The organism is Agromyces neolithicus, from assembly GCF_039529735.1.
In the GTDB taxonomy this organism is placed as follows: Bacteria; Actinomycetota; Actinomycetes; order Actinomycetales; family Microbacteriaceae; genus Agromyces; species Agromyces neolithicus.
The window spans coordinates 157,708-172,776 of record NZ_BAAANJ010000004.1 but is presented as its reverse complement, the minus strand read 5'-3'; the positions used below and the strand labels follow the sequence as shown (position 1 = coordinate 172,776).

Here is a 15,069-nt window from a genome sequence, read left to right as displayed (position 1 = left end):
CCGCTTGCGAGGCGCGCCCAGCTGCGTCGTGATGGTGCCCCCGGTGCTACTCGCCGGGTGACGTCTCGGCGGCAACCCGGTACTTGAAGCCGACGTGCGAACCGTGAAACCCGAGACGCTCGTAGAAGCGGTGGGCGTCGGAGCGTGCGGCGTCTGAGGTGAGCTGCACGAGCGGTGCGTCGAGCGTCGGCGCTGCGACATCCGTGACCCAACCCATCATCGCGCTGCCGATGCCCGACGAGCGCGCGTGGCTGCGCACCCGCACCGCCTCGACCTGCAAGCGTGCGGCGCCGCGCCGCGCCATGCCGGGAATGCGCGTGAGTTGAAACGTGCCGACGAGCCCGCCCGTCGGATCGACCGCCACCAGCACGTCGTTGCTCGCATCACCGATGATCTGCTCGAGGGCGTCGAGATAGGCGAGCCGGTCGTCGGGCGCCGCGACATCGCCCCGCGAGGCACTGACCGGATCGTCGGCGAGCAGGGCCATGATCTGGTCGAGGTCGTCAGAGGTCGCGCGCCGCAGCACGATCCGGGCTGAGCGGGCGTCGAGGTCGGCAGGCAGGTCGAGTTCACGGAGCATTCCTCCAGTGTGGCGGTACGCGAGGGAGTTCGCGTCACGTCCCAGATGCGGCGAGCGGATGTCGCACCTGAGAGACTGCTCGGATGCCGCACCCGGGCGACGTGAATCGACCGGCAGCGGCATCCGATCTTGCAGGCTGCACAATTGGGACATGGTCGAGATCTCCGATGACGACTTCGAGCGGATGGTCGCCGAGGAGTTCGACGGGCTGCCCCAAGACATGGTGCGTGGTGTCGAGAACGTCGCGATCGTGGTCGAGAACCAGCCGGTAGGCGAGCGACCGCGGTTGTTCGGGCTGTACCGCGGGCATCCGCTGACCACTCGCGGCGTCTACGGTTTCGGGGAGCTTCCCGACCGCATCACGCTCTACAAGAACAACCTGCAGCAGCACAGCGCCGACCTCGACGCGCTCCGTTCGCGGGTCCGCATCACGCTCGTGCACGAGATCGGTCACTACTTCGGGCTCGACGATGCCCGGCTCCGCGAGCTCGGGTGGGCGTAGGGCGCTGTCCTGCGCGGTGCGTCGAATGCTTGTTCTTTTCGTCGCGGCCGGTTGGGTCGCTTTCGTCGGTCGAGTAGCAACGACCTGCTCGCGCCCAGCCTTGCCGCCCTTCGACAAAAAGAGCTATAATTCGGTAAACCAGATCATGTCGGAGGTGCGCATGGCTGACATCGCCACACTGGTGCGTTCCGCACGCCGCTCACGTCGCTACTCTCAGCGTGACCTCGCCCGCCGCGCCGGCCTCTCGCAGAGCAGGGTCGCGGTCGCCGAGAACGCGCACGAAAACCCCCGCTTCGACACTGCAACGCGCCTCCTCGCCGGAGCGGGCTATCGCCTCTACGCGGCGCCGACCACGCGTGATGACGTGGCGACGATCGCGGCAGACATCCGGCATGCGCTGAACCGCGACGAGCCGGGGCTGGCGTTCCGCTATCTGGTGCAGATGAACGACCACCTCGTCGCCGAGCACGGCTTGCTGCGCGGAGTGCTCGCGATCACGGAGCCCGAGTTGACGGGATCGAAGACGTGGGATGCCGCGATCGCCGCGCTCGTCGACTACCGGCTGAACCAAGAGGGCGTCCCCTCCCCAGAGTGGACGAGCGAACCCGGGCGCCGGCTCGAGCGGGCTCGTCCGCTGCTCGTCGATCCTGCCGATCCGGTTCCGCCCCTCGAAGAAGTGCCGGGTGAGTTCCTTGCGCACGGGGTGCTCGTCTGGGGTGACTCGCTGGAGAGCGTGTGATCCTCCTCAATCGCGACGATTTGATCGACGGGCTGAGAGAGCTTGTCGCGGAGCTTCACGCGGCGGGGAGGCCGGTCGGTCTGCGCATCGTCGGCGGCGGCGCGCTGGCCTTGCGGCACTTCGATCGACGCACCACGGTCGATGTGGATGCTGTGAGGGTGAGTCCCGGCGACGAGACGGAACTCGTCGCGGCGGCCGAACGGGTCGCCGAGCGCCGCGGGTGGCAGCTCGACTGGCTGAACTTCAAGGCCTCGCAGCTTGCTCCTTGGTGGGGTCGCGAGATCCGGTGGGAGCCGATTCACCGTGACGACCTCGTGACGATCGAGGTCGCGCCGGCCGACGCGCTTCTCGCCATGAAGCTCAAGGCCAGCCGGCCCGGCCGAGATACCGACGACATCCGCCAGCTCCTCGCGGTCTGCGGAATCGGGTCGACCGAAGAAGCCGACGAGCTCTTCGGCGAGTTCTTTCCGGGAGACTCACTGACCGACCGAGCGTGGGCGATGGTCGAGCGCATCCTCGTCGACGGGCCGCTGGTTCCGCCGTCAACGCCGCCAGCGCCTGACCTGCATCCCGGCTAGCGTTCCGGAGCCCAGGTCGCCCGCCGGAACGGCACCTAGCCAGACCGACCCGCCGGCCTTGCAGCCCGTGCCCGACGCGATCCACGCCGTCGCGGGTGTACGGTGCTGACCGTTTCTTCGCCTGGTCGCTTCGGGCGGCGTCGCGCCCGAAGCCGTCGCCGATTTGGATCCGAGAGCGGATGCATCCGCTCGCGCAGGTCTCTGCGTGAGCGTGCGTCAGGTGGAGTCAGGCCGGGTCGATGCCAAGCACAGGCGCGGACTCGCCGACGGTGAGGTCGTCGATGACCCGAATGCCGCGCGCGAGGTCGTCGATGGCGCCGATGACGGTGCCGAACCGCTCGCGATCGCTACACACCGCCGTGACGCTCACGAAATGCGTACCGAGGTCCCACGTGTACGTGGCGAAGGGCGGGCGACCGCCGGGCGGGAGCGGCATGACGAGCTTCTCGCCGAGCCCGAGGTAGGTGCCGCGGAACTCGTCGGTGTCGTCGTACTCGATCGGCATCGATGCGCGGGCGACCCGCAACTGCGATGTCGCGGCCTGCACCTGCGCCATCGCGACGACCAGTTCGGGGTCGGCCTTCCAGACCCACACGAGCACCCGGCCGGCCGCCTTGCGCATCAGGAACGGAACGGCCTGACTCATAGCCCACGCGGTGAAGCCGCCGCCCGAACTGGCCGGCGCCGCGTCGGGGCGCTTGGCCTGCGCCAGCAGCATCCCGATCGCCGCCTTGCGGTGGCGGCGACCGCGGAATCCGAGGGAGTCGGTGACGGGTACCCACTTGGATCGATCGGGTTCAGCTTGGAGTCGGGGCACGCTCCCAGCCTACGAGGCGGTACCGGTGAGTACTCCTGCTGCCCCGGCTCCCCTCAGCGGCTGACCCGCAGATCGCGCCACCCGAACCCGCCTGGCTCGGGCAGACTCTCTCGGATCTGCTCCGCAGTGAACATGCGCCGCGGCCGAAGGTCGTCGGGCACGGACGCCGCCGGCGGCGCGGCATCCGTCACCCCCTCGGCGAGCATGCGCACCTGGGCCTTCGCGATGAGCGGCACCTTCATCGTCCACTCGGCGACTTGCGCGAGCGCATACTGCGCCCACACCGGCCACGGCACCACGATGACTCGGCGTCCGAGAACAGATGCGACGCGCCGCACCGCCTTCGACAGCAGCAGCTGCTCGGCGCCGACGACCGCGACGGTCGCGCGCGACATCCGACCGTTGACGGCGGCCTCGAGAATGTCGGTGAGGTCGTCGATCGGGATGGGACGAATGGGCTTCTCGCGGAAGCCGACGGTCGCGAACACCGGCAGCGTCTGCACGGTGTGGCTGAGGTGGTCGATGAGGTGGTCGCCGCGGCCGTAGATCATGCCGGCCTTAAGGATCGTGTAGTCGAGCCCAGAGTCGCGGATCAGCTCTTCGGCCGCCCACTTCGACTCGTGGTACGGCGATCCGCAGTCGGGTCGCGCCCGCAGGAAGCTCAGCATGATGACCTTGCGCACCCCGGCCCGCCTCGCCGCCTCGATCACGTTCGCGGTGCCCTCGATGTGCACCCGCTGGTAGGTCTGGTCGCCGATCTGCCGGTTGATGCCCGCGCAGTGCGCGACGACCTCGCACCCCTCGAACGCTCGCGTCAGCGCGTCGACGTCACCGGTGTCGACGCCGGTGCGTCGCGAGATGATGACGGATGCCTCTGGCCCGAGCCGTTCGGCCAGGTGGCGTCCTACGAATCCGGTGCCGCCGGTGATTGCGGTGCGCGGGTGGTGGGTCACGTGGTGAGTCTAGGGCGACTGATCGCGGACGCCGCGGCCACAGATGCCGCTCGCTACACGTGGCCGATACCGAAGTTCCACGGCGCGAACACCGTGTTCGACGCGCCTTGCCACTCCCACGTGTTGACCGCGACCGAATACGCGTTCTCGTACTCGGTGTACGACTGCTGCTCACCGATCGGCTCGCCGGTCTCGACCCGCACCTGGTCGAACCCGTTGTCGTACCACGGCTCGCCCAACTCGGCGGCGAGCGCCTGCGCATCGCCGCCCGGCTGGAATCCGTTGACCGTGCGCACGGCCACCCCGTCGCCAACGGTCGGCGCTTTGAAGTGCACGCTCACGTTCATGTCGACCTCGCCGTACTTCGCTCCGCTGTCGGTGGGGACGTCGTCTTCGTGATCGTCGGTGACCCGCACGCCATCCCAGTCGTACTCGGTTCTCGGCGGGGTCTCCATGCTCGCGCCGTGCTCGCTCATGGTGGGTTCTGCGCCGAGCACCGTCGACAGCGTGCCGATGAACTCGGTGCTGTCGGCGTCGTAGGAGAGCGTCGTGACCACGGCCCCGGCGGCGTCGAGCAGGTCCAGGTGCTCTGGCCGAACCACGATCGCCGAGACCGTGGTGAGCGGGTCGACCGGCTCGGGGGTTGGCGTCGGAGTCAACGAAGCGACCGCCTCGGGCGACGGTGTGGGCGCCAGGGCCGTGCCGAACGTGCACCCCGACAGCGCGAGAGCGGCGGCGACCGACACGATGATGGTGGAGCGGCGGGTGGCGGCGTTCATGGGGCTCCACTTCGGGCAGTCAGCGACACTGGTCGCCACACTCTACGGCCCATCCATGCTTCCGTAGTTCCGGGCTGGCACTGATTCGGTGCGTAACGGATCACGAGCAGGAATTTCTCGGGCAGTTGCATGCCGCGGCAGCAGGCGTCGCGGCTCCCACGAACCCTCCTGGCTCGGGCTCAGCCCAGGAAGCGTGCAATGGTGTCGACGCACGTCCGCGGGTTGTCTTGCCACGGCGAGTGCCCGGCGTTCGGCACGACGACGAGCTCGCCGCGCGGGAACAACGAGGCGTACGCTGCAGCGGGCCCCGTCGGAAGCGCGACATCGAGCTCGCCGGCGATAAGCAGCACGGGCACATCCAAGTGCGCGATCGCGGATCTCACCCCTTCCGGTTCGAGCGCGCCCGGCGCGTAGTACTCGGCCGCCGCAGCAGTGTTCGTGAGGCTCGCCTCGCGAGCAACCTGCGCCTGCTGCGCGGCATCCCATCGTCCATGCATGAAGGGTTCGATCGCATCCCAGTCATCGTCTGTCGGATGCCCCGACCAGATGCGCTCGAACGCACCAAATGCTTCGGCATACCAGGGCTCGTTGCGCCGCAGCTCGGCCGTCTCGCGGCGGTCCTGGTCGGAGACCTCGATGCCTACCACCCTCGGTGTCGGGCAGACGAGCACGAGCCGACGAAAGCCGATCGCTGTACCGCACGGCGTACAGGAGGGCGAGAGCCGCACCGGCGGAATGCGCAAGCAGGTCGATGCGCTCCAGCCCCAAGTGCGATCGCAGCGCCTCGACGTCATCGACCTGCCGATCCACGCGATAGCTCGCGGCATGCGCCGGTGTCTGAGAGTCGCCGGTCCCTCGCAGGTCGAGCAACTGCAGGGTGCGCCGCTGCGAGAGGCCACCCAGGCCATCGAGATAGGCGGATGCTGTCATCGGGCCGCCGGGAAGGCAGATGAGTGGATCGCCGACGCCGAGTTCGTGGACGTTGAGCGCGGAGCCGTCGGCCGTGTGGAAAGTCGCCATTCGAGGAGCGTAACGAAATGCCGCTCTCGAGCAGGCCTCGGAGAGAGCTGCGAGCCCCGATCACCCCGGCCCGCGCGGACCGAACATGCCGGCGAACACGGCGTGCAGAAGCGGGATCACCGACACCGCGATCAGCACGCCGCCCCACATCGGCTCGCCGAGGCGAAGCAGGATGGCGCCGATGAACAGGCCGACGAACAGGATCGCCGAGACGATCCGCCGGGCGGTGCGCTCGAGCTTCGTCAGCCGTTGCTCGATGCGCGGCGAGTTGGCCACGAGGCGGCTGTCCTCGATGCGGTCTGCGATGGCGTCGAGGCGTTGCGGCAGCCGCGCGACCGTGCCCGCGAACGATAGCGCCTGCTGCCCCAGCGCCTGCGCGATGTTGCCGCGCTCGTCGCGCAGGAGCCCTGCGGCGTAGGGCTCGACGGCGTCCCACATGTTGAAGTCGGGGTCGAGCGAGCTGCACAGGCCCGAGGTCAGCGACATCGAACGGATGACGAGCAGGAAGTTCTCGGGCAGTTGGAACGGCAGCGACCGCACGACCTCGCCGAACTCGATCGCGAAGCTGCGCAGTTCGCGCTCATCGATCTGCCGTACCTCGGCGAGGCCCATTCCGCCGAAGCGCGCGAACAGCTCAGACATCGCACGCTCGAGCTCTGCCGTGTCGGCCGACGGCAGCAGGATGCCGACACCACGGATGCTCTCGACCAGGCGCTTGCCGTCACGCGCGGCGACCGCGAGGATGAGCTGCTGCAGGCCGCGGCGAAGTCCGTCGGGCACTTCGCCCATCATGCCGAAGTCGATGAAGGTCAGCTGCCAGGCGGGCGACGCGGCATCCGATTCACTCGAAATGGCCGGCGACGCGGCATCCGTCACCCGCTCGACCGGCGTGACGAAGATGTTGCCGGGGTGCGGGTCGGCGTGGAAGAAGCCGTCGCGGAAGAGCTGGTCGAACATGACGGTCGCGAACTGCTTCGCGACGGCCTTCGGGTCGATGCCCGCCGCCACCAGGGACTCGCGGTCGTTGATCTTGATCGCCGTCACGTCGGCGAGGGTCAGCACGCGGCGCGTCGTGCGCTCCCAGACGACTTCGGGCGCAGCGACCCGCGGGTCGCCGGCGAAGCTCTCGGCGAACCGCACGGCGTTGCGCGCTTCCTGCAGGTAGTCGATCTCTTCGAGGCTCGTGGCGGCGAACTCCTCGACGAGCGAGGGCAGGTCGACGCGGCTCGCGACGAATCGCACACGGCTGAGCCATCCGGCGACGCGGCGCAGCGCCGCCAGGTCGACGTCGACGATCGTCTCGATGCCCGGCCGCTGCACCTTGACGACCGCCTCGTCGAGTCCCGTGTCGGCGGCGTCTATCGGCGAGAGCCGGGCGCGGTGCGCCTGACCGAGGGATGCCGCGGCCAGCGGTTCCGGGTCGAACCACGCATAGGCGCGCTCGAGCGGAAGGCCCAGCTCGGCCTCGGCGAGGCGTCGGATCGCGTCGAACGGCACGGGCGGCACCTCGTCTTGGAGCCCGGCGAGCTCCTTCGTGATCTCGGGCGGCAGCACGTCGAGTCGCGACGAGAGGTACTGGCCGACCTTGATCATGAGGCCGCCGAGGTCGACCGCGAGCAGGTGGAAACGCTGGGCGATGCGGGTCAGCCGCGCCGCACGCCCGCGCGCCGCAACCTTCGCCAGGCCGAAGCGCGGCAGCACGAGCTCGTACCACCACGTCTGCACGATGTATCGCGCGGCGAACCGCAGGATCCGCCGGTAGCGGGCGCGCGTGTTCCCGACATCGGGGGTCGCGTCTTCCGGACCCCGACGTGCCGAGGGCACCCCGGTCAGTCCTGAGCGAGGATCGAGTAGAGACGACGACGCGCGTCGTCGAGCACGTCGACCGCCTGCTTGACCTGCTCGGGAGTGCCCGTGCGCTGCACCTGCGCCGCCGCCTGTGCGAGCTCGATGCCGGCCTTCGGGAGCGCGCCCATACCGCCGGATTCGCGTCCGCTCGAGGTCTGCCACGGCGCGGGACGATCAGCGGATGCCTCGGCCTCGGCCCGCCCCGCGTCGGTCAGCGAGTAGGTCTTGCGGCCGTCAGCCTCTTCGGCGCTGATGAGTCCCTCGTCGGCGAGCAGTTGCAGCGTCGGATACACCGAGCCCGCGCTCGGCTTCCACGCGCCGCCGCTGCGCTCGGCAATCTCGCTGATGATCTGGTAGCCGTGCATCGGCTTCTCGGCGAGCAGCGAGAGCACCGCCGCGCGGACGTCGCCGCGGTTCATCCGCGGCGCGACCTTCTGCTCGAACATGCCGCGAAGTTGCTCCACGGCCTCCCACAGGCCCCCTCCGGAGCCGCCCTGCCCCCACCCGCCCGTGGAACCGGTGAAGCCGTCGCCCATGTACGAACCGTTCATGATGTCCTCCCTGAACCGGGCGCTCGCCCGAGTCTCGACGATATATCCACGATATATCGTTCGCCGGGCTCAGGGCTAGACCTATGATCAGCGTCGGGAGGCTCCGCCTCACAGGGCGGAGCGTGTGGGGAATGCCCACCGTGTCATCGGCCACAGCCGCTGCCGGAGGTCGTTCCCAAATCGCGTTGCCAGCTCCGCCGTCGGGATGCGCCTATCCGGTGCCCGGGCATGCGGCTAACTACAGGATCAATGCACTTGCCCGAGCTTCTTCGGTTGCCGATGCCGCGGAAGAGCGAGATGCCGTCGTGGCTGAACTCGAGCGTGTCATCTGATCACTGTAGGAATCGCGGCTTGTCGGCGCTCGATCGACTTCTTGGCGCCGGACGGAGGCATTCTGCGCGCAACAATCGTCCACCAGATCAGCAGGCCACCGCCGATGAGCATGAGCGGCAAACCCGCATAAGGAATCAACCCGATGATGAGTATGCCGATGACCGCGACGGCGAGAATCCACGTCGGGAGTCCCCGTCGCGATGGCGGCAAGCTGATGTCTTCTTGCGGTGCATATGCTGCCGGCAACTCTTGAACCTTGGTAAGAGGAGGTGGGCCGTCGGCATCTGCGGGCCAACTGGGTGGGATGAGTTCCGGTTTCGCGATGTCGAGGGTGACCTCCGCAGCGAGGCGCGTGCCGACGATACTGGCCCAGGCCGTCGCCACGCGCCCCTTGTCAGTTGCCTCGCGAACGAAGGGCAGGAGGTTGGCGGACATGGTTGGACTGAGCTGTCCAACGCGCGATCCCGCGATCTGAACTTCAACGGCCGTCGTAGTGCCGCGTGCTCGGGGAACCTCGATGGGGGTCAGCGTCACAAGAACATTCGCTCTGCCCTTGCGTCGAAGAAACGTCGTCAGCACATCCAGGTGGTCGGACTCGCCGCTTACCTGAACGCGCCGGCCGCGCGGCAGGATCACGTACGGCACACCCGGAACCTCGTTTTCCGGGAGGAGTTCACCTGCGCGAGGCAACGACAGCCGGATCGCGCTCTTGAGCTCGTCACGAGCGCGCGACGCGACATACCTCGTCACAGCCCATACTCGGGTGTCGACGGTCGGCACTATTCCCGCGCGGATGAACCGGTGAATCACCGGGGCGTATTCGCTCAGTTCTTCGTTGGCGAGATATCCGACGACGTGCCCATTGATCCGCACGCCAATTGCGTCGCCCTCTCTCCGCAGAGGACTATCGGGCTCTGGCACGAGCTCGGCGGTCCCGAACCATTCGACTTCACGATCGCGAGGCGGCTTCTGGCCGATTGCGGCCGTGATCTCATTATCGCGATACGCCTCACCGACGATATCGAACGTGGGCGAACGTGAACTGATGTCGAAACGTGGTGCACCGCTGAGGTACGCGCGCGGAGTTGCGCGGACCTGCCAGTACGCGTCGGCCCATTCTCTTCCCGTCCACCATCGAACCCACGCACGATTGGTGGGATTCGGGTACCAGTCCGCAGGTGCATTGCTCACACGGTGCTCCGATCGCTTGGGCTCGTCGGGCCGCGCCCAGGACACTGATCCGCGAGGCTGCGGGATCTTCATCCCATCTGGTATTGAGGCCCACGAACTAGGGGTATCACTTTTGGTTGCATGTTCAGTATCGTGGAGCTGTGCCACACACACCTCCCTACGGTAACGCCCCTCTCCAGTTGGTGGTGGCTGAGGTGCGACATCCCCAGTCGGCTGATCTGACCAGAGGGGAGATCGCAACACTCAAGCAACAACTGTCCTCAGTTGCACCGCTCCAAGCAACGGATCAGGCGAGTGATTTTCAGATCGAAGTCGGCCCCAATGGGGTTCCAGGGCCACCGCGGGTCCGGACCCGCGAGGTTACAAAGTTCCTCACACGCGACCGGCGCACGACGATTTCCTTCAGCAACGAATTCTTATCGGTCGAAACCACAAAATATGTCGGCTGGACCAAATTTCAGCGCTTCCTAGATGCCGCGCTTCGGGCTCGCCAAGATGTCGTACCTGTGGATGGGCTGACGCGTTTGGGGTTGCGATACATCGACGAGATCCGGATCCCCGTCTCGATCCAACCCGTGCCGAACTGGAGCGAATGGGTCCAGAGCAGCTTGCTAGCCCCCGAGGTCAAGGTCGATTCGACGTCGCTTACAGTCGCCCAACAACAATCGACAGTTCAGTATCGCCTGGATGGACTCGGTGAGACGCTCGCGTTGCGATATGGGGCCGTTGATGGGCCACCGGCCGTGCAAAGCGCCCCGCATCTCTTGCGGCCTGACGTACCACCCGAGGGTCCGTATTTCCTCATTGATACTGACGTTGCTTGGACCTTGGCCGACGGAGAGGACCTTCCGGAGCTCCTGCCGGTGGATGTCATGAAGCGCGCCGACCGTCTCCACGGCCCAACTAAAGCTGTGTTTGAGTCCGTCATAACGGGTCGGCTACGAGAGGAGGTCCTGAAGTGACTGACGTGATGGGACTGGGCACGGGCACCGGAGATCGCCAGCCGTTTGTAGTCCGTATTAGCAAGACGAGGTACTCACTCGTCGACGAGTCCGACGTGCTTCATCGCCAGGTACGGACCCTTCAAGCTGATTCGGCGGAATTTCGGCGTCGCACGCTCATGGGTGATCTCGAAGCACGACAGCAGGTAGCCGCGCGCTTGGACGGATCAACAATTCTTTCTGAGCTGAGCGACGTTGGATTCTCATGGCGAGACATCGCAAGGCTCGCGCAGGTCACGGTGCCCGCTGTTCAAAAGTGGCGACGTGGCGAGGGCATGTCGGGCGCGAAGCGTCTCCGCTTGGCCAAAGTGGTGGCGCTACTTGCCGTATTGGAAGAGCGATTCATCGCTGAGCCGACATCTTGGCTGGAAATGCCGGTGCGCGATGGTGTGGGACTTTCGCGGATCGACCTACTGGCAGAGGGCCGGTTTGACCTCGTTCTTCTACTCGTCAGCGACGACGGAAACGACATTGAAGTCGGTCACATCCTTGATGAGTTTGACGCTGATTGGCGAAACCGTTACGTCGACGACAGCTTCGAGACATTCTTGGATGCCGATGGAGTGGTCGCAATTCGTCCGAGGTCCTGACGAATGACAGACGAAATACGGCTGGAAACGCCAGCCGATGCAGAGTCGCTGTATTACGCGCGCCAAGACGAGGTTGCAGAACTCCGTTATCGACCGCACTTCACTGGCGACATAATTCGCCTTGGGCCGGATAGGCGAGTGTGCATTCTTCAACACCCGTGTGCCATTCGTCGCGGCACGACGCTCCTTAACAGAATCCTTGTCGGGGACGTCGTGGCTGGCGCCTCAGCGCCGCAGGACTGGTCAACCGGGCACTTCAAGAAGATGTTTCTACCAGATCTGGATGATTCCAACGCGGGAGTGGATTTCACCAGAATGGATGTGCTGGATTCGTCCGAAGTATTAGCGGGGGCGCGAGAAGCGATTCTCTCGATTGAAGGTGTAGACCTCCTACTTCAACGCTGGATCTACCACAACTCACGTGTCGTGATTCCCACGTTGAGTTTTCATCGTCAGATCGCCGGACCGTTTGAAGAGGCCGATCTGTTCCTCGAAATGACCGAAACGCTAGTGGCTGCGGGAAAGAGCCAGGAGCAGGCTGAGCTCGCGATCGACGAATGGTTGTCCGCGGACTATGCACCGGGACATCCGCCGAGGCGACAGATGCTGGGAGACCCCCAATCGGTTAGTTCGATCCGGAAGCGACTCCGGCAAGATGCGGCATCGGGGGGACTCGGTACCGATCAGGTGGGTGGCGCATAGGGCGAGGGAATACCCGCGCCCTCTCCACGCTTAACTTGAGCGTACCCAACTCAAGTTCCCAGGAGGATTGGTGCCCGAAGACTTCAACACCGAAGCCGGCGCGAGCTCGTTCGACGAGTTCCTGTCCCGGTACCTCGCAGGTGAGCAGGCGCGTCAGGCTCGGTCGATCGACCTCAGCCGGTTCCTGACCGCCCGCACGCAAGGCATCCTGCAGCAGGCAGGACGCTTCGCGCTCGAGCGCGGCCAGACCGAGCTCGACGCCCTGCACATCCTGCGCGTGATCGTCGAGGACGAGAGCGTGAAGCAGGCTGTCGCCCGCATCGGCGTCGCCCCCGAGCGGCTCATCACCGCGACCGAGGCGCGCCTGCCCGCGGCATCCAGCCTCGACAAGCTCGACCGGCGGGAGGCCATGAACGCGGCCACCCTGACGCCGAGTGCATCCCGCGCGCTGTTCCACAGCTACCAGGTCGCGCGCTCGGCCGGGTCGACGTACATCGACCCCGAGCACCTGTTCTTCGCGCTCGTTCTCGGGCAGGATGCTCCTGCCGGCCAGGTACTGGCGCGCGCCGGCGTCACCGCCGAGGCGCTGACGCAGCAGGTTCGCGAGAGCGTTGACGCTGGCGAATTTCGAGACGGCGCTGGCGCGCCTCCTCAATCCGCGGGCGAGAGCGCGACCCCGATGCTCGACAAGTTCGGCACCGACCTCACCGCGCTCGCCGAGAACGGCGAGCTCGACCCCGTGATCGGACGCGTCGACGAGATCGAGCAGACCATCGAGATCCTCAGCCGCCGCACCAAGAACAACCCGGTGCTGATCGGTGAGGCCGGCGTCGGTAAGACCGCGATCGTCGAGGGCCTCGCCCGCGCGATCGTCGAGGAGTCGGTGCCCGAGGCCCTGCTCGGCAAGCGAGTTATCTCGCTCGACCTGCCCGGCATGCTCGCCGGCACCCGCTACCGCGGCGACTTCGAGGAGCGCCTGACCAAGACCATGGAGGAGATCGCCTCCAACAAGGGCGAGTTCATCGTGTTCATCGATGAGATCCACACCGTGGTCGGTGCGGGCGGCTCGGGCGACGGCGGCACCGACGCGGGCAACATCCTGAAGCCGCGCCTCGCGCGCGGCGAGCTGCACCTCGTGGGTGCGACCACGCTCAAGGAGTACCGCACCATCGAGAAGGACCCTGCGCTCGAGCGCCGGTTCCAGCCGGTGAAGGTGGGGGAGCCGAGCATCGAGGACGCAGTGCTGATTCTGCACGGGCTGAAGCCCGCGTACGAGGAGCACCACGGTGTCGAGTACACGGATGCCGCGCTGCGGGCGTCTGTCGAACTCAGCGCGCGCTATCTCACCGACCGGGTGCTGCCCGACAAGGCGATCGACCTCATCGACCAGGCCGGGGCGCGGCTGCGCCTGAAGCTCGGCGTGAAGGTGGACGTGTCGGCGCTCATCGAGCGACTCGCGACACTGGAGGCCGACAAGAACGCGGCCGTCACGGCCGAGCACTACGAGGAGGCCTCGCGCATCCGCGACGAGATCTCGAAGGTGCAGGCGAAGCTCGACGAGGCGACCGCTTCCGGGCGGGTTGCCGCTGCGGCATCCGAGGGTCTCGAGACGGCCGCAAGCGGCCTCCTCGACCAGCGGAACGTCATCGACGAGGCCGAGATCGCCGCGGTGATCTCGCGTGCCACCGGTATCCCGGTGAACCGCCTCACCGAGGGCGAGCGCGAGCGTCTCGCCGACCTTGAGGGCGAGCTGCACTCGCGGGTCATCGGCCAGGACGACGCGGTCACCGCGGTCGCCAAGTCGGTGCGCCGCAGTCGCACGGGCATGGGCGACGCGCGTCGGCCCGTGGGTTCGTTCCTGTTCCTCGGACCGACCGGTGTCGGCAAGACCGAGCTGGCGAAGGCCCTCGCTGCGAGCTTGTTCGACGACGAGTCATCCGTGATTCGTTTCGACATGAGCGAGTTCGGCGAACGCCACACGGTGAGCCGGCTCGTCGGCGCCCCTCCCGGCTATGTCGGTTACGACGAGGCCGGCCAGCTCACCGAGCGCGTGCGGCGCAACCCGTACTCGATCGTGCTGTTCGACGAGATCGAGAAGGCGCACCCCGACGTGTTCAACCTGCTGCTGCAGGTGCTCGACGACGGACGCCTCACCGATGGCCAGGGTCGCACGGTCGACTTCCGCAACACGGTGGTCATCATGACCTCGAACCTCGGTTCGGAGTTCCTCGCGTCGCGCTCGGGTGCGCTCGGGTTCGTCGCGTCGACGGATGGCTCGGGCTTCTCGTCGCAGGACGACGTGCGCAACCGCGTCATGGGCAAGGTGCGCGAGGCCATGCGGCCCGAGTTCCTGAACCGCATCGACGAGATCGTGCTGTTCCAGAAGCTCGACCAGCCGCAGCTCGAGCAAATCGTGCGGCTCATGCTCGGGGCATCCGCTTCGCGCCTCGCGGCCCGTGAGGTCAGCTTCGAGGTGACGGATGCCGCGGTGGCGCTGCTGGCGCAGCGCGGTTACGAGCCCGAGTACGGTGCCCGCCCGCTGCGTCGCGTGATCCAGCGCGAGATCGACGACCGCATCGCCGACCTGTTCGTCAGCGGTGCGCTCGGCGACGGCGAGGGTGTGCGAGTGGATGCCGCCGACGGCGAGTTCCTCGTCGCGCCGGTGCCGCGCGCGACCGTGGAGCTCGCCGCGTAACCGCCGGTGGAGTAGGCGCGCCAGCGCCTCCCCGTCGGTCGAGTAGGCGCGCCAGCGCCGTATCGAGACCCCGTGACCGGTCTCGATACGCTCCTTCGTCGCTACTCGACCGGCGCCAGCGCCGTATCGAGACCCCGTGACTGGTCTCGATACGCTCCTTCGTCGCTACTCGACCGGCGCCAGCGCCGTA

Annotated in this window: 15 protein-coding genes and 1 pseudogene; 7 read left to right on the top strand and 9 right to left on the bottom strand. The window is 66.8% G+C overall.

All coding sequences use genetic code 11. The features are described from left to right. Positions 1-46: 46 nt before the first annotated feature. Complete coding sequence (locus ABD164_RS06185; protein WP_344294529.1) at positions 47-580, bottom strand: GNAT family N-acetyltransferase; 534 nt, start codon at positions 578-580, stop codon at positions 47-49. A 151-nt stretch (positions 581-731) separates the two neighbouring features. Between ABD164_RS06185 and ABD164_RS06180 the strand changes: the two genes are divergently transcribed. From ABD164_RS06180 to ABD164_RS06170, 3 genes are all read left to right on the top strand, one after another. Then, positions 732-1,082, top strand: a complete 351-nt coding sequence (locus ABD164_RS06180) for a metallopeptidase family protein (protein WP_344294527.1) — start codon at positions 732-734, stop codon at positions 1,080-1,082. A gap of 160 nt (positions 1,083-1,242) precedes the next feature. Continuing rightward, on the top strand, positions 1,243-1,821 hold the full coding sequence (locus tag ABD164_RS06175) for a helix-turn-helix domain-containing protein (protein WP_344294525.1): 579 nt from the start codon (positions 1,243-1,245) through the stop codon (positions 1,819-1,821). Then, positions 1,818-2,399 carry a DUF6036 family nucleotidyltransferase gene (locus ABD164_RS06170; protein WP_344294523.1) on the top strand — a complete coding sequence of 194 codons (582 nt, stop codon included), beginning with the start codon at positions 1,818-1,820 and terminating at the stop codon, positions 2,397-2,399. The genes ABD164_RS06175 and ABD164_RS06170 overlap by 4 nt, the downstream gene beginning before the upstream one ends. 226 nt (positions 2,400-2,625) lie before the next feature. Here ABD164_RS06170 and ABD164_RS06165 read toward each other — a convergent pair whose 3' ends face one another. From ABD164_RS06165 to ABD164_RS06135, 8 genes and pseudogenes are all read right to left on the bottom strand, one after another. Next, positions 2,626-3,216 (bottom strand): hypothetical protein, encoded by a 591-nt coding sequence (locus tag ABD164_RS06165; RefSeq protein WP_344294521.1) that lies wholly within the window; start codon positions 3,214-3,216, stop codon positions 2,626-2,628. A gap of 53 nt (positions 3,217-3,269) precedes the next feature. Next, positions 3,270-4,169, bottom strand: a complete 900-nt coding sequence (locus tag ABD164_RS06160; RefSeq protein ID WP_344294518.1) for an NAD(P)H-binding protein — start codon at positions 4,167-4,169, stop codon at positions 3,270-3,272. Between the two features lie 53 nt (positions 4,170-4,222). Next, entirely contained in the window at positions 4,223-4,948 is a 726-nt protein-coding gene (locus tag ABD164_RS06155; protein WP_344294516.1) for a hypothetical protein, read from the bottom strand. A gap of 179 nt (positions 4,949-5,127) precedes the next feature. Further along, complete coding sequence (locus ABD164_RS06150; RefSeq protein ID WP_425545912.1) at positions 5,128-5,742, bottom strand: alpha/beta fold hydrolase; 615 nt, start codon at positions 5,740-5,742, stop codon at positions 5,128-5,130. Continuing rightward, positions 5,636-5,968: pseudogene (locus ABD164_RS18020) on the bottom strand (alpha/beta fold hydrolase); the annotation flags it as partial. The pseudogene ABD164_RS18020 and the gene ABD164_RS06150, both read right to left, overlap by 107 nt. A 60-nt stretch (positions 5,969-6,028) precedes the next feature. Next, entirely contained in the window at positions 6,029-7,792 is a 1,764-nt protein-coding gene (locus tag ABD164_RS06145) for an ABC1 kinase family protein (RefSeq protein WP_344294512.1), read from the bottom strand. A 5-nt stretch (positions 7,793-7,797) separates the two neighbouring features. Then, positions 7,798-8,367, bottom strand: coding sequence for a PadR family transcriptional regulator (locus tag ABD164_RS06140; RefSeq protein ID WP_344294510.1), 570 nt, complete (start codon positions 8,365-8,367; stop codon positions 7,798-7,800). Between the two features lie 324 nt (positions 8,368-8,691). Further along, complete coding sequence (locus ABD164_RS06135; protein ID WP_344294508.1) at positions 8,692-9,891, bottom strand: hypothetical protein; 1,200 nt, start codon at positions 9,889-9,891, stop codon at positions 8,692-8,694. A 140-nt stretch (positions 9,892-10,031) separates the two neighbouring features. On the opposite strand from ABD164_RS06135, the gene ABD164_RS06130 reads away from it, so the two are divergent. From ABD164_RS06130 to ABD164_RS06115, 4 genes are all read left to right on the top strand, one after another. Beyond that, positions 10,032-10,853, top strand: a complete 822-nt coding sequence (locus tag ABD164_RS06130; RefSeq protein ID WP_344294506.1) for a TIGR04255 family protein — start codon at positions 10,032-10,034, stop codon at positions 10,851-10,853. Continuing rightward, entirely contained in the window at positions 10,850-11,482 is a 633-nt protein-coding gene (locus ABD164_RS06125) for a hypothetical protein (RefSeq protein ID WP_344294504.1), read from the top strand. The genes ABD164_RS06130 and ABD164_RS06125 overlap by 4 nt, the downstream gene beginning before the upstream one ends. A 3-nt stretch (positions 11,483-11,485) precedes the next feature. Then, positions 11,486-12,184 (top strand): hypothetical protein, encoded by a 699-nt coding sequence (locus tag ABD164_RS06120; RefSeq protein ID WP_344294502.1) that lies wholly within the window; start codon positions 11,486-11,488, stop codon positions 12,182-12,184. Positions 12,185-12,254: 70 nt separating this feature from the next. Beyond that, a complete protein-coding gene (locus ABD164_RS06115; protein WP_344294500.1) occupies positions 12,255-14,879 on the top strand; it encodes an ATP-dependent Clp protease ATP-binding subunit in 2,625 nt (874 codons plus the stop codon). The last annotated feature ends 190 nt before the right edge of the window (positions 14,880-15,069 follow it).